The 20,137-nt window shown below is 41.4% G+C and carries 20 protein-coding genes; 12 read left to right on the forward strand and 8 right to left on the reverse strand.

Annotation, left to right across the window (positions count from 1 at the left end; translation table 11 throughout):
- Positions 1-113: 113 nt before the first annotated feature.
- Positions 114-935, reverse strand: a complete 822-nt coding sequence (dapD, locus tag F887_RS11790) for a 2,3,4,5-tetrahydropyridine-2,6-dicarboxylate N-succinyltransferase (protein ID WP_005292861.1) — start codon at positions 933-935, stop codon at positions 114-116.
- Between the two features lie 621 nt (positions 936-1,556).
- On the opposite strand from dapD, the gene carO reads away from it, so the two are divergent.
- Positions 1,557-2,303 carry an ornithine uptake porin CarO gene (carO, locus tag F887_RS11785; RefSeq protein WP_005292863.1) on the forward strand — a complete coding sequence of 249 codons (747 nt, stop codon included), beginning with the start codon at positions 1,557-1,559 and terminating at the stop codon, positions 2,301-2,303.
- A 102-nt stretch (positions 2,304-2,405) separates the two neighbouring features.
- Here the strand turns inward: carO and F887_RS11780 are convergent, their stop codons facing one another.
- The 6 genes from F887_RS11780 to F887_RS11755 form a co-directional block, all read right to left on the reverse strand.
- Complete coding sequence (locus F887_RS11780; RefSeq protein ID WP_005151839.1) at positions 2,406-3,329, reverse strand: CysB family HTH-type transcriptional regulator; 924 nt, start codon at positions 3,327-3,329, stop codon at positions 2,406-2,408.
- A gap of 76 nt (positions 3,330-3,405) precedes the next feature.
- Positions 3,406-4,476, reverse strand: a complete 1,071-nt coding sequence (locus tag F887_RS11775) for a sulfate/molybdate ABC transporter ATP-binding protein (RefSeq protein WP_005292865.1) — start codon at positions 4,474-4,476, stop codon at positions 3,406-3,408.
- A 12-nt stretch (positions 4,477-4,488) separates the two neighbouring features.
- Positions 4,489-5,373 (reverse strand): sulfate ABC transporter permease subunit CysW, encoded by an 885-nt coding sequence (gene cysW, locus F887_RS11770; protein ID WP_005292867.1) that lies wholly within the window; start codon positions 5,371-5,373, stop codon positions 4,489-4,491.
- Positions 5,370-6,203, reverse strand: a complete 834-nt coding sequence (cysT, locus tag F887_RS11765; RefSeq protein ID WP_005256814.1) for a sulfate ABC transporter permease subunit CysT — start codon at positions 6,201-6,203, stop codon at positions 5,370-5,372. The genes cysW and cysT overlap by 4 nt, the downstream gene beginning before the upstream one ends.
- A gap of 75 nt (positions 6,204-6,278) precedes the next feature.
- The gene (locus F887_RS11760; protein ID WP_005292869.1) at positions 6,279-6,881 is read right to left on the reverse strand and encodes an RBBP9/YdeN family alpha/beta hydrolase; all 603 of its coding nucleotides are present in this window, start codon (positions 6,879-6,881) and stop codon (positions 6,279-6,281) included.
- Between the two features lie 31 nt (positions 6,882-6,912).
- Entirely contained in the window at positions 6,913-7,920 is a 1,008-nt protein-coding gene (locus tag F887_RS11755) for a sulfate ABC transporter substrate-binding protein (protein ID WP_005292871.1), read from the reverse strand.
- Between the two features lie 251 nt (positions 7,921-8,171).
- Between F887_RS11755 and pabC the strand changes: the two genes are divergently transcribed.
- Genes pabC through tmk form a run of 3 tightly spaced genes read left to right on the forward strand, consistent with a single transcriptional unit; the run spans position 8,172 to position 10,664 of the window.
- Positions 8,172-8,984 (forward strand): aminodeoxychorismate lyase, encoded by an 813-nt coding sequence (gene pabC, locus F887_RS11750; protein ID WP_005292873.1) that lies wholly within the window; start codon positions 8,172-8,174, stop codon positions 8,982-8,984.
- Position 8,985: 1 nt separating this feature from the next.
- A complete protein-coding gene (gene mltG, locus F887_RS11745; RefSeq protein WP_005292876.1) occupies positions 8,986-10,065 on the forward strand; it encodes an endolytic transglycosylase MltG in 1,080 nt (359 codons plus the stop codon).
- Complete coding sequence (gene tmk / locus F887_RS11740) at positions 10,065-10,664, forward strand: dTMP kinase (RefSeq protein WP_005292879.1); 600 nt, start codon at positions 10,065-10,067, stop codon at positions 10,662-10,664. Before mltG ends, tmk begins: the two co-directional genes overlap by 1 nt.
- Positions 10,665-10,917: 253 nt before the next feature.
- Here the strand turns inward: tmk and nadB are convergent, their stop codons facing one another.
- Entirely contained in the window at positions 10,918-12,549 is a 1,632-nt protein-coding gene (gene nadB, locus F887_RS11735) for an L-aspartate oxidase (RefSeq protein WP_005292885.1), read from the reverse strand.
- 381 nt (positions 12,550-12,930) lie between these two features.
- On the opposite strand from nadB, the gene F887_RS11730 reads away from it, so the two are divergent.
- The 8 genes from F887_RS11730 (at position 12,931) to F887_RS11695 (ending at position 20,129) form a co-directional block, all read left to right on the forward strand.
- Positions 12,931-14,307: a Do family serine endopeptidase gene (locus F887_RS11730; RefSeq protein WP_005151869.1), complete on the forward strand. Its 1,377-nt coding sequence runs from the start codon at positions 12,931-12,933 to the stop codon at positions 14,305-14,307.
- A gap of 125 nt (positions 14,308-14,432) precedes the next feature.
- Positions 14,433-14,888 (forward strand): acyl-CoA thioesterase, encoded by a 456-nt coding sequence (locus tag F887_RS11725; protein ID WP_032862807.1) that lies wholly within the window; start codon positions 14,433-14,435, stop codon positions 14,886-14,888.
- 162 nt (positions 14,889-15,050) lie between these two features.
- Positions 15,051-16,868, forward strand: a complete 1,818-nt coding sequence (lepA, locus tag F887_RS11720; RefSeq protein ID WP_005292886.1) for a translation elongation factor 4 — start codon at positions 15,051-15,053, stop codon at positions 16,866-16,868.
- 73 nt (positions 16,869-16,941) lie between these two features.
- Positions 16,942-17,805, forward strand: a complete 864-nt coding sequence (gene lepB, locus F887_RS11715; RefSeq protein WP_005151872.1) for a signal peptidase I — start codon at positions 16,942-16,944, stop codon at positions 17,803-17,805.
- A 28-nt stretch (positions 17,806-17,833) separates the two neighbouring features.
- Positions 17,834-18,211 (forward strand): DUF4845 domain-containing protein, encoded by a 378-nt coding sequence (locus F887_RS11710; protein ID WP_005292889.1) that lies wholly within the window; start codon positions 17,834-17,836, stop codon positions 18,209-18,211.
- A complete protein-coding gene (gene rnc / locus F887_RS11705) occupies positions 18,180-18,875 on the forward strand; it encodes a ribonuclease III (RefSeq protein ID WP_005151874.1) in 696 nt (231 codons plus the stop codon). The genes F887_RS11710 and rnc overlap by 32 nt, the downstream gene beginning before the upstream one ends.
- Before the next feature lie 4 nt (positions 18,876-18,879).
- Positions 18,880-19,905, forward strand: coding sequence for a GTPase Era (gene era / locus F887_RS11700; RefSeq protein ID WP_005161120.1), 1,026 nt, complete (start codon positions 18,880-18,882; stop codon positions 19,903-19,905).
- A 26-nt stretch (positions 19,906-19,931) separates the two neighbouring features.
- Complete coding sequence (locus F887_RS11695; protein ID WP_005292893.1) at positions 19,932-20,129, forward strand: NF038104 family lipoprotein; 198 nt, start codon at positions 19,932-19,934, stop codon at positions 20,127-20,129.
- Positions 20,130-20,137: the final 8 nt, after the last annotated feature.

Consider the following 20,137-nt stretch of genomic DNA (forward strand, 5'->3'; position numbering starts at 1 on the left):
GCCACACAAGCAGCATGCTACATAAAAACAAAATCTCTACGACCATGACTGATCGTAGAGACGAGGAGCGACAGACGCTCCGAGGAACCATCAAGTTCCGTATATATTACAAATTAGTCAGCGCGTAATAAATCGTTCAAGCTGGTTTTTGCACGTGTTTTTGCATCAACTTTTTTCACGATGATTGCAGCGTAAAGGCTGTAAGTACCACATTTTGATGGAAGGCTACCCGCAACAACCACAGAACCTGCTGGTACGCGGCCATAGTGAACTTCACCTGTTTCACGATCAAAGATTTTGGTTGATTGACCAATGAAAACACCCATTGAAATCACAGAACCTTCTTCAACAATCACGCCTTCAACGATTTCAGAACGGGCACCGATGAAACAGTTGTCTTCAATAATGGTTGGGTTTGCTTGCAAAGGCTCTAAAACACCACCGATACCAACACCACCAGATAAATGAACGTTTTTACCGATTTGTGCACATGAACCGACTGTTGCCCATGTATCAACCATGGTGCCTTCATCTACATAAGCACCGATGTTGACATACGAAGGCATCAAAATCACATTTTTTGCTTGGAAGCTACCGCGACGAGCGACAGCAGGCGGTACAACGCGTACACCCGCGGCTTTAAATTGCTCTTCAGTCCAACCTGCGTATTTCGTATCTACTTTGTCATAGAAACGGAGATCACAAGCTTCAATTGGCTTATTGTCATTAAGTTTGAATGAAAGTAAAACCGCTTTTTTTAACCATTGGTGAACAACCCACTCACCATCGATTTTTTCCGCTACACGAAGTGTACCGTTGTCTAATCCTGTCAATGCTTCTTCTACAGCTTGACGGATTTCTGTTGGGCAATCCGCTGCACTATAGTTGGCACGGTCTTCAAATGCTTGCTCAATGATTGTAGAAAGCTGAGACATGATCTTCCTTCTTCCAAAAAAATTTTGAAGATTTTACACTAATTTTCTAGGGTCTGTTGCCATTTTATAAATAGGTTGCGTTATAGGCTAAAATTTTATCAGACGGGGCATGAAACGTAGGGGGGAATGGCTAATCCCTTGCCAAGTTTTATAACGAATTATGAAGGAATTTTAGCCATAACCTGAGCAAGTGCAAAGCACAGCTTTGATTACAGCGCAAGACGAAGCTTAAGGACATGAACATTTTTTGCCGCTACATTGTTATGTCTTGTTCATTTAGAGTGGATAAATTTCACAAGTCGCCTTATCGCCTAAAAATCTTGCGCCGTATACGGCTCATGTCGCAACCATAGATAAGGTGGCAGCCAGACCCTCAGAACCTTTGAAAAAAATAGTTACAATATATTGTTTTAAATTTAAGCAACAAAAATGTAATAAAAACGGAGCCTATTGTTTTTTATCTATAATTTTAAAATACATAATTCCTTCGAATTTGTATCAAAAAATAACAAAAAGTAATCAGTTTCTGTATAAAAAGTTAGCGATCATTCTTTTATGCTTATTCCACAAGCAACAATTATATATTTATTTAAATAAAAGCGTTTTTGTGAGGAGACTTCAATGAAAGCTTTGCGTGTTATGTTAGCAGCAGGTGCTTTAACAGCGATTGCAGGTACTGCGTTTGCAGCAGATGAGCAAGTTGTGAAGGAATCAGTTTATGCATTCCCTTCATACTTAGATCCAGTTTCAGTTCGTGCTGAAGTCGGTACGACAGGCTACGGTGGTGCTATTTCATATAAAGTCAATCCATATGTAGGTTTGTCATTGGGTTACAATGGTGGTGATATCTCGTGGTCAGATGACATCAAAGTAAATGGCTCGACTTATGATGTAGACATGGATAATAAAACAGCATATTTAAATGCTGAAGTGCATCCATGGGGAACAAGTGAAAGCGTATTTGCTAAATCTCTATATGTAGCAGCTGGTGTGGCTTATTTAGATAACAATTATGATTTAACTCGTAATGTAAGTGCAACTCGTGCTTTCCGCGTGAATAATCAAGACTTCTTGGCGAATGCTGGTGGCGTTAAAATCGATGGTAAGATGGAGTATAAAAACGACATCGCACCATATGTAGGCTTTGGTTTTGCACCAAAAGTTTACAAAAACATCGGTGTTTTTGGTGAAGTAGGTGCATATTACACGGGTAATCCAAAGGTTACTTTGACGTCTACAGGTACAGCAACAACTACGGGTAGCCAGTCTTTAACAGAAGCTGTTAATGCTGAAGCTCATAAAATTGCTAATGACGACAAATATCAATGGTTGCCAGTTGGTAAAGTGGGTGTAAGCTTTAACTTCTAAACCATGCATTCAACATAAAAAAACGAGCGCGATGCTCGTTTTTTTATGTCTGCGAATAGGTAAAATAAAAGGCTCATCAGGAGCCTTTTATTTTTAGATGATTCATTCTTCAGGATAAGCCACTTTTTTCAGCGCTTTAATATCTGTTTCAGGAGAGCATAACGAAATAAATTCGTAACCATAGCCACGGAGTAGGTGTCCTTTACGCACCGCAATCCATGTGGTATTCACACCAAATATATCTGTTTTGATTTGCTGTAAACGGTAATCACGCTCTGCATCGTAAGCGACATCATTGACAATCCCAACCCCCATGTTTAGTTCAACATAGGTTTTAATTACATCGGCGTCTAGGGCCGACATCACAATATCAGCATGTAATTGTGCATCTTCAAATGCTTTATCAATTTTCGAACGTCCTGTGAAGCCACCATGATAGGTAATCAATGGATATTCAGCTAACACGTCCAGATTGATTTTATCTAGTTTTGCTAAAGGGTGGTCTTTGGGCGTGATAATGCTATGGTGCCATTCATAGTACGGCACGCTTGCCAAGTTATCTTCTGTTGTTAACGACTCGGTTGCAATACCGATGTCCGCTTCACCTTGTAGTAACATTTCTGCAATTTCAACAGGGCTTGCTTGTTGTAAAACCAAGTGCACTTTTGGAAATAATTTTTTAAACTGATTCACAATCGGTGGCAGTACATAACGTGCCTGAGTGTGGGTTGTTGCAATGGTTAGTGTACCTTCATCAACTTTGTTAAAATCATCGGCTAAACGTTTAATATTGTCAGCATCGACCAACATACGCTCAACAATGCTTAATAATGATTGACCCGGTTCAGTCAAACCTAATAGGCGTTTCCCTTTACGAACAAATAGCTGCACGCCTAATTCATCTTCTAAATCTTTGATGTGTTTACTGACACCTGATTGGGAGGTATAAAGTGCAGCAGATGCTTCGGTTAAATTAAAGTTTTGGCGAACAGTTTCTCGAATAATTCTGAGTTGTTGAAAGTTCATAATCGTTTTTCCACATAAAAAGTGAGCAACGGCTAAATTTTCACGAGAATATTTTAGCCGTCCTCAAGATATTATTCTAAGCAACTTGCGTTGTTTGATCTGCAAATAAATGAAGTTGAGCCGCACTAATCCAAACGGTTTGATTTGGTTTGAATTGATGTAAGTTCGCCTCTTCTACACTTAATAAAATTTCAATCGTTCGTCCACTACGATCTTGTAATTCAGCCACAACTCGACCTGCAATCCATACCTCACGTAAGAACGTTGCCTCAATGGTATTGGCTTGAGGTTGGGCATGAATATGTAATTCATTTGGGCGTGCAAATGCAATCACTTTGCCCTGTGGTGCATCTAATAGACTTGGTAGCTGAATACGATCATCACCGATACGGATAATACCGCCAGTATGCTCGCCTTCAAAACGATTTGCTTGACCAAGGAAATCAAAAACAAATGGTGTTGCTGGTTTTTCATACACTTCACGTGGCGAACCAATTTGTTCGACATCACCTTTGTTCATGACAATGATTTGATCTGCGACTTCTAAAGCTTCTTCCTGGTCGTGGGTGACAAAGATCGAAGTGATATGCAGTTCATCATGCAAGGTACGTAACCAACGGCGTAATTCTTTACGGACTTTCGCGTCAAGCGCACCAAATGGTTCATCCAGTAACAAAACACGAGGTTCAACTGCAAGCGCACGGGCTAATGCAATACGTTGGCGTTGACCACCAGAAAGCTGAGCAGGGTAACGATCCGCCAAAAAGCCAAGTTGTACCAGATCAAGCAAACGCGTTACACGCTTCTTGATTTCAGCTTCAGAAGGGCGTGTTGCACGTGGGCGAACGCGTAAACCAAAGGCAATATTGTCAAAAACAGTCATGTGGCGGAACAGGGCATAGTGCTGGAATACAAAACCAACTTGACGTTCACGGACATGAATGTCAGTTGCATCTTCACCTTCCAGTAAAACCTGACCACCATCTGCAGATTCTAAACCTGCAATGATGCGTAATAGTGTCGTTTTTCCGCAACCTGAAGGGCCAAGGAGGGCAACCAATTCACCTTCAGGAAAGTCCAAAGAGATATTTTTCAGCGCATGGAATGCACCAAAGTGTTTTTCAATATTTTTAACTTGAATACTCATTTTGTTTATTCCTTAGTGATTCGGCTGATGTTTATTTGCTTGCTCTTGACGTATTTCTAGCCAAGTTTTCAAAATCAAAGTGATGATCGCTAAAAATGCCAGTAATGAAGACACAGCAAATGCAGCACTAAAGGTGTATTCGTTATAAAGAATCTCAACATGTAGCGGTAAGGTATTGGTTTGGCCGCGAATATGACCTGAAACCACAGATACCGCACCGAACTCACCCATTGCACGGGCATTACACAGAATTACGCCGTAAATCAGACCCCATTTGATATTGGGTAAAGTGACTCTCCAAAAGGTTTGCCAGCCAGAAGCACCCAATACAATCGCGGCTTCTTCTTCCTCTGTTCCTTGTGCTTCCATCAAAGGAATTAATTCACGTGCAACAAAGGGAACAGTAATAAAAATAGTAGCTAATACAATCGCAGGCACGGCATACAAGATTTTGATGTCATGGTCCATTAACCAACTGCCCATCCAACCTTGCGTACCAAAAATCAGAACCAACATTAAACCTGCAATTACTGGTGATACCGAGAAAGGCATATCAATGATCGTGGTTAAGATGGCTTTACCGCGAAATTGGAATTTTGCAACGGCCCATGCGGCTGCAACACCAAACACAACATTAATGGGCACCGCAATCGCTGCGGTAAGTAGCGTTAACTTCACTGCCGATAAGGTATCTGAATCGGTTAAGGCGTTGATATAAACGGTCAGGCCTTGTTTGAAGGCTTCAACAAAAACCAAAATCAGTGGCAAGATCAAACAGCTGAGGAAAAAGATCAGTGCAACACCAATCAGGGTATAACGGACCCAAGTAGGTTCGCGGGTCGCATCTCTGCTTTGCAGTTTGAGTGCTAAAGCATTGCTGTTGGTATTTAAGCTCATTGTGCAACTCTCCCTGTGCGGCGGCTAGCCCATGCTTGCACCAAGTTAATTAAAAATAAGATGCCGAAAGAGAGGATGAGCATAACCACAGCGATGGTGGTTGCACCTGCGTAATCATATTCCTCTAAGCGAGAGATAATCATCAAGGGTGCGATTTCTGTTTTATAAGGCTGGTTACCTGCAATGAAAATCACCGAACCATATTCACCAACACCGCGTGCAAATGCTAAAGCAAAACCTGTCAGCAAGGCTGGGAACAAAATTGGCAAAATAATTTTAGTAATGGTCTGCCAGCGATTAGCACCTAGTGCAGACGCAGCTTCTTCTAGTTCTGTTTCAATATCACTCAGTACCGGTTGTACGGTACGAACTACGAAGGGTAAACCAATAAAGATTAAAGCAAGTGTGATACCAATCGGGGTATAAGCCACTTCAATTCCAAGAGGAGTCAGATATTGTCCGATCCAACCTGTTGGAGCATATAAAGATGTTAATGCGATACCTGCAACGGCAGTGGGTAATGCAAAAGGCAAATCAACTAATGCATCGACAATGCGTTTGCCTGGAAAGGTATAACGAACCAAGCACCATGCGAGCAAGAGACCAAATACGACGTTGACCAACGCGGCAATCAATGCGGCACTAAAGCTCAGTTGTAAGGACTTTAAAATTCGTTCTGAAGTTAAGATTTCCCATAAACCATCCCATCCAATCCCTAAAGATTTGATAAAGACAGCAGATAAAGGAATAAGCACAATCAAAGACACGTAAGCGAGGGTGAAGCCTAATGAGAGACCAAACCCAGGCAGCACTCGGGAACGCTGCGACATGATATTTCCTCAAAGAGAAATGTTTGCTAAAACAAGCAAATAAATAATGCGAATACTAAAAATACGGGAGCGGTGTTAGGCAAATTTTAGATTAAAATTTGCCTGACTCATTCGGGCGACGAGCTGCGTCTTTTTTTCAGGCAGCAAGTAGTTCAGGATTTCTGGGAAAGGACCAAATCCCGAAGCAACATTAATATGACCAACAGGACCTAAATTGATGGGTGTCAATTTCCAAGCCTGTGCCAGTTGCAATGCATCGACATAACCCAACCAAGGATCATTTTCGCTGATCAATAAGGTGGTTGGCACGTCAATTTTGAGTTGCTGAAAATACTGTTTATAGTCAGTCAAGCTGTGGCGGGCAAAGCCTGCTTCACCAAACCGTGCAGGATTCGCAGGGGCAACCAACACCAGATTTTTCACTTTAGCTCTGAGTTCAGGATATTCCGCGAGCGCAGCAACACTGGTTAAGCAACCAAAGCTATGAGCAACGATTTGAACAGGCGCTGGGGCAGCAGCAACAGTTTTTACAAATTGGGCAATCCATTCACTCAGCACAGGGCGATCCCAATGTTTCTGTTGAACGTGAGAGCTAGACACGAGTTGCTGTTGTAACCAAGACTGCCAATGCTGCGCTTCGCTACCGCCTACACCTGGAACAATTACAGTATGAATCATGTCCGCTCTCCCTATTTACCCGCTGAGTAAATTATTTCGCTGAGTTGTTGAGCTTGACGATCTGGTCAAACACACCGCCATTATCAAAGTGAGTTTTTTGTACTTTGGTCCAGCCACCGAACTCTTGGTCAATCGTAACCAGTTTAAGTGGTTTGAATACATTGCTATATTTCTTTAATACTGCTGCATTACGTGGACGGTAGAAGTTACGTGCGGCAATTTCTTGGCCTGCTGGTGAATACAGATAGTTCAAGTAACCACGAGCAATTTGTAAGTTACCTTTTTTCTCAGCATTCTTTTCAACCACAGCCACTGGTGGCTCTGCAAGAATTGACAGAGATGGGGTGACGATTTCGAATTTACCTGGTTGTTCACGTACAGCAAGGTAAGCTTCATTTTCCCAAGCCAGTAATACGTCACCAATACCGCGCTCAGCAAATGTCGTCGTTGCACCACGTGCGCCAGAATCAAGGACTTTGGTTTGCTTGTAAATTTGACGAACAAACTCTTGAGCTTTAGCGTTGTTACCACCTTTTTGATGTTTCGCCCACGCCCATGCACCTAAGTAGTTCCAGCGTGCGCCGCCTGATGTTTTTGGGTTTGGCGTAATAATTTCTACACCTGGTTTTACTAGATCACCCCAATCTTTGATTTGTTTTGGGTTGCCTTTACGAACTAGAAATACAATTGTTGATGTATATGGCGTAGAGTTGTTCGGTAATTTCTTTTGCCAGTCCGCTGGAAGTAGTTTTGCATTTTCAGCAATTTCATCAATATCTGCTGCAAGTGCAAGTGTGACCACGTCTGCATTTAAGCCATCAATCACGGCACGTGCTTGCTTACCCGAGCCGCCATGTGATTGTTTAAAGTCGATGTCTTGACCAGTACGCTGTTTCCAGAATGTACCAAATTGTTTGTTGAAATCTGTATATAACTCACGAGTCGGATCATAAGAAACGTTTAAGAATTCTTGTGCCGCAAATGAAGAAACTGAGAGTAATGCGGCAATGACGCCGACTTTAACTTGAGAAAAACGCATGAAAAACCCCTTAAAACTAAATTACTGTTTGGAATATGTACGCAGCATAACGCCAGTTTTTTTGCAAAAAAAATAATTAAAATCGAATTTGTTATGAAAAAAATAGAAATAGATAAAACAGATAAGCTTTGCTGAATTATTGATAAATAAGAAATTTTTAATTCTCAGTTTATATTGCTATACTTATTTAAAATCAATGGCTTATTTGTTTTGATGGTAGGTCTTATACAGAGTGGATAGGTGCTTAAATCATGCAGTGTTATAAAAATGGACAGTTGATTGACTCCATTCCTTTATTAGACCGAGCTTTTCACTATGGAGATGGTTGCTTTACCACCGCACGTATTTTTCACGGAAATTTTGAGCTAAAAGAACTTCACTTCGCACGTTTAAAATTGGCGTGTAATAGCCTCAGTCTCGATGCGGATTTATCCTTTATTGAAAAGTCTTTTGTGCACTTACAACAGCAACATCCAAATCTGAATGGCACTTTAAAAGTCGTGATTAGCCGTGGTGAAGGCGATCGAGGTTATAGTCTGCCTTTGCATGCTGCTGACGTCTACGTCTGGTATTACCCAAGAGTGACACAGGCTTTTCAACCTGAATGGATTGAAAGTGGCATGTTAAATCATGCGTTAGGGTTGAACATGCCACATCTGGTTGGATTAAAAACATTAAATAGATTAGAACAAGTATTGCTTAAGCAAGAGGCAGATCAACAAGGCTGGCTGGAAGCATTGGTCAGTGATGTACAGGGCTCTATTGTTGAAGGGGTGAGCAGTAATTGTTTTATTCGTATAAATGATCGGTGGATTACGCCAGAACTTCGCTATAATGGCGTCCACGGTGTGATGCGTGCCAAAATTTTATCGAGAATGCAGCAATATCAGGTGGAATGTGAGCAGCGTTGTATTGATATGAGTGAGATTGGGCGTATTCAGAGTTTGTTTTTCTGCAATGCGTTACACCCAATGAAAGCGGTGATTCGATTTCATGACCGTTGTTTAGAGCAACAACCTTATCTTGATTTATTTGAAACTTTAAAACTTAGCCAGATTGATTAATATGCCAAAGCCGCCTAGTTCCAGCAAAAGTAAGAAAAAGCCAAAAGCTAAACCGAAATCTAGATTTTCTTTTTTTAAAGCCTTTTTGATCGCCATTGTTATTTTTGTTTTGGTGATCTTTGGCATTGTATGGTCGAGTTTATTTAAAAATTATCCTGTAGAAAGTAAAAAACAACTTTTGGTGATTTCTTCTGGTGATACGTACTCACGATTTATTGATCGTTTAGCCAAAGAAAATAAGGTGAATTTTCCAATTATTTTAAAGCTCTACCAGAAGTTTATGATTCACGACACCATGAAAGCAGGTGTCTATGAAATAACTGAAGGTATGAGTATCCGTCAAGTGATGGATATGTTGTCTGATGCAGATAATGCACAGATGAATCGTATTTTGGTGATTGAAGGGACGACTTTTTCACAGTTAATTCAGAGTTTGCGAAAAGATTCGAATGTCACCAATACATTGCTTGATCTTCCTCAAACTGAATTGTTAAAACAATTAGATATTCCTTTTACACATCCAGAAGGTTTGTTTGCACCTGATACATATTTCTTTGCCAAAGGCGAAACGGATAAAAAAATCTTAACCGATTTGTATCGCCGTCAAATGAAATCTTTAGATGACGCTTGGGCAAAAAAAGCACCGAACTTACCGTATAAAGATAAATATGAAGCCTTGATCATGGCTTCGATTATCGAGAAAGAAACCAGCCTTGATAGCGAGTTAGAACAGGTTTCAGGTGTATTTGTGCGTCGTTTGAAAATGGGGATGCGTTTGCAAACTGATCCAACCGTGATTTATGGTATGGGTGATAGTTACAAAGGCAATATCACCCGCAATGATTTACGCACGCCGACTGCGTATAACACCTATACCATTAATGGTTTACCACCGACACCAATCGCTTTGCCAAGTAAGAAGGCAATTGAAGCAGCGATGCATCCTGATGATGCTAAAAATATCTATTTTGTTGCCACAGGTAACGGTGGACATAAATTTACCGCGTCTTTAGAAGACCATAACCGTGCAGTGCAAGAATATTTAACTGTATTACGTTCAAAGAAAAAGCAGGCTGAATAATGTTTATTAGTTTTGAAGGGACGGAAGGTGTGGGGAAGACCACGCTGATTCGTAAAATTCATCAGTACTTTGAACAGCAAGGTAAAGAAGTGGTGCTAACCCGTGAACCGGGTGGAACACCATTGGCTGAGCAAATTCGTTCATTATTGTTGGCTGTGAATCATGAAGAGCAAATGAGTCATGATACTGAATTGTTATTGATTTATGCTGCGCGTGCACAGCATTTACAGCAAGTCATTTTACCTGCATTGGCGGCTGGGAAAATTGTGTTGAGCGATCGGTTTACCGATGCCAGCTTTGCGTATCAATGTTCTGGACGCGGTTTAAGTCAGGAAAAGCTTGAACTGTTGAATCAAACATTTGTTGCGAAAATGCCGAATATTACCTTTTGGCTGGATGCACCAATTGAGTTAGGCATGACCCGTGCGCGAGAGCGTGGTGCATTGGATCGTTTTGAGCAAGAGAAGTTGAGTTTCTTTGCCAAAGTGCGTGCGGGTTATGAGACCTTGTGGAAAGCAGAGCCTGAGCGGATGAAGCGTTTGGATGCAACACAGAATGCTGATCTTGTGTTTGAAGAGGCTTTGCAATATTTAAAATAGGCTTTAAGCAAAATTAAGTCTAAAAAATAGCCTGCTTTTTTAGTATTTGAATTCAAGTTGCTATTTACTATCGAGAACGGCGGCATGGATGCCGCCAGTTGGACAGGGGTAACAAGGATGTACCCTCTGTCCAACAATGGATTTTGATTACTTTGATCCTTCAAAGTAATGTATCGCCTATACAAACAATATTTAATTATTTGGGCTATATGAGGCAGTGCTAATTAAATAATAGACGAATAAATTAAAAGTGCTATTCATTCACCAGCGGTTGTTCCACTTTAAAGGTTGGTGGAGTTAAAACTGTCTTGCGAATTTCATTCGAGAGTTCAGGGTAATCCAGCGTGTAATGCAAACCACGCGATTCTTTACGCTCCATCGCACAACGTACAATCATTTCCGAAACCAGAACGAGGTTACGCAATTCAATCAAGTTCTTACTGACACGATAATCCTGATAGTACTCAGTGATTTCACGCTTCAACATTTCAATGCGATGTAAAGCACGTTGCAAACGCTTAGTGGTACGTACAATACCGACATAGTTCCACATGGTCGAACGAAGTTCATCCCAGTTTTGTAAGATGACGACATCTTCATCTGCATCTGTCACTTGTGTTTCATCCCAAGAAGGGACGTCTGGAAGCTTAAAGTCTGCATCAAATTTTTGTTCGATATCTTCTGCTGCACTCATACCGTAAACGAAGCATTCGAGTAATGAGTTACTTGCCATACGGTTAGCGCCGTGTAGGCCTGTATATGAGGTCTCACCAATTGCATATAAACCGTCTAAATCAGTTTGGCTATGCTCATCGACGACGACACCGCCACAGGTATAGTGCGCCGCAGGCACCACAGGGATCATATCTTTGGTGATATCAATGCCGAGTTCGAGCAAACGTGCATAGAGTGTCGGGAAATGTTCAATAATAAATTCTGGTGATTTATGCGTGATGTCTAACCAGACATGACGAATCCCCAAGCGTTTGATTTCATGGTCGATGGTGCGTGCCACAATATCTCGTGGGGCAAGTTCAGCGCGTTCATCAAAACGCAGCATAAAACGTTCGCCATCTGGTAGGCGTAAATAAGCACCTTCACCACGCATTGCTTCGGTAATTAAGAATGAACGGGCTTTGGGATGGTATAAACAAGTTGGATGGAATTGGTTAAATTCCATATTGGCGACACGACAACCTGCACGGTAGGCCATGGCAATTCCATCGCCCGTCGCGATGTCCGGATTTGATGTATAGAGATAGGCTTTCATTGCACCACCACAGGCAAGGGCAGTGAATGGAGCCAAGAAAGTATGAACCTGTTCGGTGGATTCATCTAAAGCATAAAGGCCGATTGAACGATTAGCTTGGTTTTGATGCCCTAGCTTGTGTAGGGTAATTAGATCAATCGCAATATAATTTTCAAAAATCGTAATATTCTTTCGTTCTTTAGCGCGCTCAACCAACGTGGTTGAAATGGCTTTGCCTGTTGCATCGGCAGAGTGAATGATACGACGTTGTGAGTGACCACCTTCACGAGTGAGATGGAGTTGTTCATCATCATCCAGCGTAAATTGCACGCCTTGCTTAAGCAGGAAGTCAACCGAAGGTTTACCACCTTCAACAGTATGTTTTACCGCATCCAACTCACAAAGATGACCGCCTGCAATCATAGTGTCATTAATGTGTTGTTGAATAGAATCTGTTTCGTCTAATACTGCAGCAACACCGCCTTGCGCATAGTAGGTACTGGCCTCTGTCAATGCTGCCTTGGCTAAAATTGCAATGTTGTAATGACTTGGTAAAGAGAGTGCGAGGCTTAAACCTGCACCACCACTGCCCACAATAATCACATCAAAATGGTGAATTGTTTTTAAATCAGGCATGTCGTCGATCTGCTTCAGTTTTAAACGTTCGCTAATGACACCGCTTTTTTATCAAAAAGGCAAGGGCCAATCTGCCTAGAATTGAGTGAATTTTTAGCGAATGCGATTTATTTGCCGATTATTTTTTGCCTCATCTGTGCGAATGAGAAAACGATTACGTTTCAGTACATTGTTTTAATCTATGTTTAAGCTACTCGGGATAAAACCTTAGCTACAGGGTAAATCGTGGATAATGTCTCCATAATTTGTTCACAATTCATCATTCTAGTTCGTTGTATGCATTGAAAATATAAACATATTTTTACGAAAAGAATGGTTAGGTTATGCTAAAAACATAGATCTAAATTTCATTTTAATCATCAGTATGTGGGTTCTTGCTTCATGAAAAGTCGCTATTTACAACAAGGAATGTATGCTGCGGTATTTACGATAGCAGCGTCTCAAGTCAATGCTGCTGCGCCAGTAGATTTTTCAAATCTCGTTGAGCAGGTTAGTCCTGCTGTTGTGAGTGTCAATGTTGTAAAGAAAATGACTCAGGAAGAGTTATTGCAACAACAAGTTCCTGAAATTTTACGACGCTTTTTTGGTAATCAAGTGATTATCCCTCAACAGCAAGGGCCACAAGAAAAAACTGCGTTCGGAAGTGCATTCTTTATCGGTAAAGATGGTTATTTGCTTACCAATCGTCACGTGATCGCGGATGCCTCGCGTATTAGTATTACCTTGAATGACCGTCGTGAATTGGACGCAACTTTGGTGGGCAGTGACGAGCGTACTGATATCGCATTGCTTAAGGTAAATGGAAATAATTTCCCCGAATTAAAAGTGGGTGATGTAAATCAATTGAGAGTGGGTGAGCCTGTACTCGCAATTGGTTCACCATTCGGTTTTGACTATTCTGCTTCGGCAGGAATCGTCAGTGCAAAATCACGGAATATGAGTGGCGAAACATCTGTTCCGTTTATTCAAACTGACGCAGCACTGAATCCTGGTAACTCGGGTGGTCCACTATTTAACCAGCGTGGCGAAGTGGTTGGGGTTAACTCACGTATCTTCAGTGGTACGGGCGGTTATATGGGCCTATCGTTCTCGATTCCAATTGATGTGGCGATGGATGTCGTGCAACAGCTGAAAACGACTGGCAAGGTGACCCGTTCTTATCTTGGTATCATGATGCAAGATATTGATCGTAACTTGGCTGAAGCATATAAATTGCCGAAACCAGAAGGTTCGTTGATTACTCAAGTTGCACCGAAATCACCGGCTGAAAAAGCAGGTCTCAAATCGGGTGATGTGATTTTGAAAGCCAATGGTGCTCCAATTTCACGTACTAGCGATTTACTTTATTCACTCAACCGTATTGCTCCGAACCAAACAGTTCAGCTCGAAATCCTTCGTGATGATAAAACACGTTCGATTTCGGCAACCTTAGGCACTGCGCCAGATGATACGGCTGCCGATGCAGAGAAAAACAACCCAACCAGTGGTTTGGGTATGAGCATCCGTGACTTAACAGCAGCTGAACAAGCGCGTTTGGAAGTTCGTGGTGGTATTTTGATTCAAGATGTGAAGCGCGGTGGTACAGCATCTTTATCTAATTTGGTTGCAGGTGATGTGATTGTACAAGTGAATGGTACAGCAATTACCAACAGCCAAATGTTTGCCAAAACAGTGTCTGCCTTGCCAAAAAATAGCGTTGCGCGTGTGACGATTATTCGTCAAGGTCAACGTGCAATTCTTGGCTTACGCTTACCTTAAGTTTGAATTGACCTTATATCGACTAAATAAAACCACTCTAAAATAGGGTGGTTTTTGTTTTGTAATGCTGTTGTGTTTAGACTAGTGTAGCTAGCTGAACTTTGATGAATGAAATACCTGAGATTATGAGTACGATTTTTGATTTAAAAATACAAGTTCAGCCTGAGCATATTGATGTACTTGGGCATGTCAATAACGTGATTTATGTGCAGTGGATGCAAGATGTCGCTGCAGCCCATATTGAAACCTTGGGTTTGGGGCTGGCTCAATATTTAGAACTCAAACATGCAATGGTAGCGGTTGAGCATCATGTTCAATATCGTAAGGCCGCACTTGAAGGTGAAGAAGTCATCTTACGGACATGGTTAGATGATATTAATGCGCTTTATTCATTTCGCCAGTATGCCTTTTATCGACCTAAAGACCAAAGCATACTATTTGTTGGCAATACCAAATGGGCCTGTATTGAAATTGAAACAGGTCGGCCAAAACGGATGTCACCAAGTTTTACCCAAGCGTATCAGCCGATTGCTGCTGATTTAAACCCAATGGATTTCTCCATTTCATATGAAGCAGTTTGATTGGTCTAAATATAGATAAATTGTTCAGTTGCTCATATCATAGTGTTTATTATTTTGAATACTTTGAAAGCCTGTTCTGTTATAATCGCGAGCAATTTTATTAAACCATTTGGCCCATTACTTTTTTAAAGTACGGGGCGTTCTATTTTCTTAAGGTAACCCATGGCGCAAGCTAAAAAATCCGTAGATATCAAAAATATACGCAATTTCTCGATCATTGCTCATATTGACCATGGTAAGTCAACTTTGGCTGACCGCTTTATTCAAATGTGCGGTGGTTTGCAAGATCGCGAGATGCAAGCTCAAGTATTAGACTCTATGGAGCTTGAGCGTGAACGTGGGATTACCATCAAAGCCGCGTCAGTCACCTTGTATTACACGCATCCAAATGGTCAAGAATATCAATTGAACTTCATTGATACTCCGGGACACGTTGACTTCTCTTATGAAGTATCACGTTCTTTGGCGGCATGTGAAGGTGCATTGTTGGTTGTTGATGCTGCACAAGGTGTTGAAGCACAGTCAGTTGCAAACTGTTATACCGCGATCGAACAAGGCTTAGAAGTTTTACCTATCTTGAATAAGATTGATTTACCGCAAGCTGAGCCTGAGCGTGTGATTCATGAAATTGAAGAAATTATCGGGATCGAAGCGACAGATGCGCCAACCTGTTCAGCAAAAACTGGCTTAGGTGTTGAAAATGTTTTAGAGCGTCTAGTTGATGTGATTCCAGCACCAGAAGGTGATCGTGATGCACCTTTACAAGCCTTAATTATTGACTCATGGTTCGATAACTATCTTGGTGTAGTGTCATTAGTTCGTATCAAGCAAGGTCGTATCCGCAAGGGCGACAAGATGTTGGTGAAATCTACAGGGCAAACGCATCCTGTAACTTCAGTCGGTGTATTCAACCCGAAGCATACAGAAACTGACATTCTGGAAGCGGGCGAAGTTGGCTTTGTGATTGCAGGGATTAAAGATATTTTTGGTGCACCAGTCGGCGATACCATTACATTGTCTAATACACCTGATGTTGCGACTTTACCAGGTTTTAAAAAGGTCAAACCACAGGTCTATGCCGGTTTGTTCCCGATTGATTCAAGTGACTTTGAACCATTCCGTGAAGCTTTACAAAAATTACAGATCAATGACTCTGCTTTATTCTTTGAACCAGAAAGTTCAGATGCGTTAGGCTTTGGTTTCCGTTGTGGCTTCTTAGGGATGCTGCACATGGAGATCGTACAAGAGCGTTTAGAGCGTGAATATGATCTTGATCTGATCAGCTCTGCGCCAACGGTAATTTATGAAGCGTTAACCAAAAAAGGCGACATTATTTATATCGACAGTCCGTCAAAAATGCCAGATGGCTCGACGGTTGAAGATCTACGTGAGCCAATTGCTGAATGTCATATCCTCGTGCCACAAGAATACTTGGGTAATGTAATGACCTTGTGTATCGAGCGCCGTGGTGTGCAAAAGGATATGAAGTTCTTGGGTAACCAAGTTTCGGTAAGCTTTGAAATTCCAATGGCGGAAGTGGTGATGGATTTCTTTGATAAGTTGAAATCATGCTCACGTGGTTTTGCGTCACTGGATTATAACTTCGTGCGTTTCGAGAGTTCAGCTCTAGTTAAGGTTGATGTATTAATTAATAGCGAAAAGGTTGATGCCTTAGCGATGATCTGCCACCGTCAAGATGCACGTCATCGTGGTATTGCATTGGTTGAGAAGATGAAAGATCTGATTCCTCGCCAAATGTATGATGTTGCGATTCAGGCTGCAATTGGTGCGCAAATCATTGCCCGTTCTACTGTCAAAGCGATGCGTAAAAACGTATTGGCAAAATGTTATGGTGGTGACGTTTCGCGTAAGAAGAAACTTCTTTCGAAACAAAAAGAAGGTAAGAAACGTATGAAGCAAGTGGGAAGTGTTGAGATTCCACAAGAAGCGTTCTTAGCTGTATTAAAAGTTGATAGATAAAGAAAGATGAGGCTGGGGAAACGTTGGTTTTACCCAGTTGGACGACAGGCAGTGAAACTGCAAGAGAGGGTTTGTGGATTTTGATTTTAACTTGATTCTGGTACCAGCAACACTAATTTTCTTTTTGGTGTGGTTACTGGATAAGTTGGTATTGAAACAGCGTGCAACACGTGGGCGTAATCAAGAGAACTTTGTCATTACATGGGCCTATGATTTTTGGCCTGTGTTAGCTGTTGTGCTGGTGCTTCGCTCTTTCTTATATGAACCATTTAATATCCCATCAGATTCTATGGTCCCTACCTTAGAAACGGGTGATTTTATCTTGGTGAATAAGTTTGATTATGGTGTGCGTCTGCCAATCGTAAACTCGAAAATCATTGATGTCGGTGAGCCAAAACGTGGTGAGGTCATCGTATTCCGTTATCCACCACAACCAACCATTAGCTATATCAAGCGTGTAGTGGGTTTGCCTGGCGATCACATTCAGTTTAAGGCGGGTGAGTTGACCATCAATGGCCAGCAAATTGCAAAAGTTGCAACTCAATTCACGCGTGCGAAAGATCAGCAAGATACACCGACTGCACTCTATTTTAAAGAAACTCTGGGTGAGCATCAGCACTTAATTCGCTACTTGGAAGGACGCAATCCACTTGCTGAACAATTCCAATTTGCGCAATTGAGAGGTGCTGAAGCTTTGGTACCTTTCGTCGCAAAAGCGAATGATGTATTTATCCAAAGTAATGGTCAAGATTGGGAAGTAACAGTGCCGAAGGGACAATACTTCGCAATGGGGGATAACCGTGATCAAAGTGCTGATAGTCGTTTTTGGGGCTTTGTGCCTGAAGCGAATTTAACCGGTCGTGCTTTTTATGTATGGATGCATAAAGAACCTGGTTTAAATCTTCCAAGTTTCAACCGAAATGGTAAGATTGACTAATAAATAAAAACACATAGGAAATAGACAGATGCGTAAATCTCAGCAAGGGACTTCGTATATTGCAATTTTATTTGGGGTGGTCTTATTTGCAGTTGCTGTAAAAGCAGCAATTGCGATTTGGCCAGCATATTGGGATGACAAACTGATTAATACTCAAATCGAGGGGCTGCTAAAAGATAGTCCTGCGAATATCACACCGAGTAAGTTTGCCTCTCAGATGGATCAGCGTTTTGAGATGAATGGGATCCGCGATTTACATTTTAAAGATATTGCGCAAGTGACTTATAAAGATGATCTTGTGGTAATGAAGAAGTATGAAATACGTAAGCCTTTCATGCTAAATATCAGTTTAGTGATGACCTTTGAGAAGACTTTTGACCAAAAATCTGCAAAACAAGCTCAATGATACACGGCTGCAAGGGCGAATAGGTCACCAGTTTAAGCAAATTGACTTGTTAAAACTGGCTTTGACCCATCGCTCTGTGAGTCATAAGCAGAATTATGAACGCCTAGAATTTCTAGGCGATGCTTTATTAGGAATGATCGTTGCGAATTATTTGTACAATGCTTATCCGCTTGAAAATGAAGGTCGTTTAACGCGAATGCGTGCGACTTTAGTTCGACAGGAAGCATTAGGAAAAATCGCAAATGATTTACAACTGAGTCGGTCATTAATTTTAAGCACTGGCGAGTTAAAATCAGGTGGACACCACCGAGAGTCAATTCTGGCGGATACCGTTGAAGCAATCATTGGTGCTATTTATTTAGACAGCAATGATCTCAACTTGCTCGAACGCATTGTGCTAAAATGGTATGAACCATATCTTGATCATATCGAACCGACAGATCAACTGAAAGACCCTAAATCACGTTTGCAAGAGTATTTACAAGCACGTAAAAAACCTCTCCCAGTTTACGAGGTTGTAGATATTCAGGGCGATGCCCCTAATCAACATTTCAAAGTGGAATGTGATGTAGCGGGATTGCCAAAAATTATAGGCGAGGGCTCAAGTCGTCGTTTTGCCGAACAAACGGCAGCGGCAGAGATTTTAAAATTATTGGAGCAATAACCTGATGTCTCATTCAGAAGAAAATAAGCCAGAAGCAACTGAACAGCAAGATGGCAATAATCTAGTTGATCAATTTTTTAGTTCTCAAGGAACGACCATTCCTTCAGATTTCAAAAGCGGTTTTGTTGCCATTGTTGGTCGTCCAAATGTGGGCAAATCAACCTTGATGAACCATATCTTGGGTCAAAAACTATCGATTACCTCACGTAAGCCACAAACCACACGCCATAAGATCGTGGGGATTGATTCACGTGAGAAATCACAGGCCGTATTTGTCGATACGCCAGGGATGCATAAAAAAGAAGTGCGTGCCATCAATAAGATGATGAACCGCGCTGCACATTCAGCACTGCGTGATGTGAACTTGGTTTTATTTGTAGTTGATGCACAAAAGTGGACTCAAAACGATGAATTGGTTTTGGAAAAGCTTAAAAATGCAGATATGCCTGTGATCCTCGTGATCAATAAGCTAGATACATTTGAAAATAAAAATGAGGCTTTACCGCTGATTCGAGAGCGTGCCAAGCTAATGAATTTTGCTGAAATTGTGCCAGTATCAGCATTGCGTGGTGCAAATCTAGATCATTTGCGTGACACGATTGAAAAATATCTGCCATATCAGCCACCTTTGTATTCATTGGATCAAATTACAGATCGTTCTGAGCGTTTCCTTGCGAGTGAAATCATTCGTGAGAAAATTATGCGTCAGTTAGGTGAAGAGCTTCCATATGATTTAACGGTTCAAATTGAATCATTTAAAACTGAAGAAGCAGCAGTAAATGAAAAAACAGGTCGTTTAAAACCACCTTGTACGTATATTGATGCGACTATTTTTGTGGAACGCCAAGGTCAAAAAGCCATTGTGATTGGCGATAAAGGTGCGAAGCTGAAAAGCATCGGCATGGATGCACGTACAGACATGGAAAAAATGTTTGAGCAAAAAATTATGCTAACGCTTTGGGTGAAAGTCAAAGGTGGTTGGTCTGATGATGAGCGTGCACTCAAAAGCTTGGGTTATAGCGATATTTAATCGCAGTTAAGATAACGGAAACAGGTATGAAAACAACAATTCGTATACTCGCGATCGTGACATGTGTATTCATGTTGCAAGGCTGTATTCACAAGCTTGTGACTGTACCTGTTAAAGTTGCTTATAAAACCACCAAAGGTGTTGTTAAAGGAACTGCTGCGGTTGTTGGCGCAGTGATTCCCGATGGCGATGATGAAGAAAAGGATGAGAAAAAGAAGGACTAGTCTCATAC

This window comes from Acinetobacter sp. NIPH 2100 (assembly GCF_000369805.1).
Lineage (GTDB): Bacteria > Pseudomonadota > Gammaproteobacteria > Pseudomonadales > Moraxellaceae > Acinetobacter.

Coding starts and splice junctions, on each gene's coding strand:
- era (WP_005161120.1), top strand. CDS start 18,880: ATGTCTCATTCAGAAGAAAATAAGCCAGAAGCAACTGAACAGCAAGAT.
- F887_RS11755 (WP_005292871.1), bottom strand. CDS start 7,920: ATGCGTTTTTCTCAAGTTAAAGTCGGCGTCATTGCCGCATTACTCTCA.
- F887_RS11730 (WP_005151869.1), top strand. CDS start 12,931: ATGAAAAGTCGCTATTTACAACAAGGAATGTATGCTGCGGTATTTACG.
- cysW (WP_005292867.1), bottom strand. CDS start 5,373: ATGAGCTTAAATACCAACAGCAATGCTTTAGCACTCAAACTGCAAAGC.
- dapD (WP_005292861.1), bottom strand. CDS start 935: ATGTCTCAGCTTTCTACAATCATTGAGCAAGCATTTGAAGACCGTGCC.
- F887_RS11780 (WP_005151839.1), bottom strand. CDS start 3,329: ATGAACTTTCAACAACTCAGAATTATTCGAGAAACTGTTCGCCAAAAC.
- tmk (WP_005292879.1), top strand. CDS start 10,065: ATGTTTATTAGTTTTGAAGGGACGGAAGGTGTGGGGAAGACCACGCTG.
- carO (WP_005292863.1), top strand. CDS start 1,557: ATGAAAGCTTTGCGTGTTATGTTAGCAGCAGGTGCTTTAACAGCGATT.
- lepA (WP_005292886.1), top strand. CDS start 15,051: ATGGCGCAAGCTAAAAAATCCGTAGATATCAAAAATATACGCAATTTC.
- cysT (WP_005256814.1), bottom strand. CDS start 6,203: ATGTCGCAGCGTTCCCGAGTGCTGCCTGGGTTTGGTCTCTCATTAGGC.
- mltG (WP_005292876.1), top strand. CDS start 8,986: ATGCCAAAGCCGCCTAGTTCCAGCAAAAGTAAGAAAAAGCCAAAAGCT.
- F887_RS11725 (WP_032862807.1), top strand. CDS start 14,433: ATGAGTACGATTTTTGATTTAAAAATACAAGTTCAGCCTGAGCATATT.
- F887_RS11775 (WP_005292865.1), bottom strand. CDS start 4,476: ATGAGTATTCAAGTTAAAAATATTGAAAAACACTTTGGTGCATTCCAT.
- F887_RS11695 (WP_005292893.1), top strand. CDS start 19,932: ATGAAAACAACAATTCGTATACTCGCGATCGTGACATGTGTATTCATG.
- nadB (WP_005292885.1), bottom strand. CDS start 12,549: ATGCCTGATTTAAAAACAATTCACCATTTTGATGTGATTATTGTGGGC.
- pabC (WP_005292873.1), top strand. CDS start 8,172: ATGCAGTGTTATAAAAATGGACAGTTGATTGACTCCATTCCTTTATTA.
- F887_RS11760 (WP_005292869.1), bottom strand. CDS start 6,881: ATGATTCATACTGTAATTGTTCCAGGTGTAGGCGGTAGCGAAGCGCAG.
- F887_RS11710 (WP_005292889.1), top strand. CDS start 17,834: ATGCGTAAATCTCAGCAAGGGACTTCGTATATTGCAATTTTATTTGGG.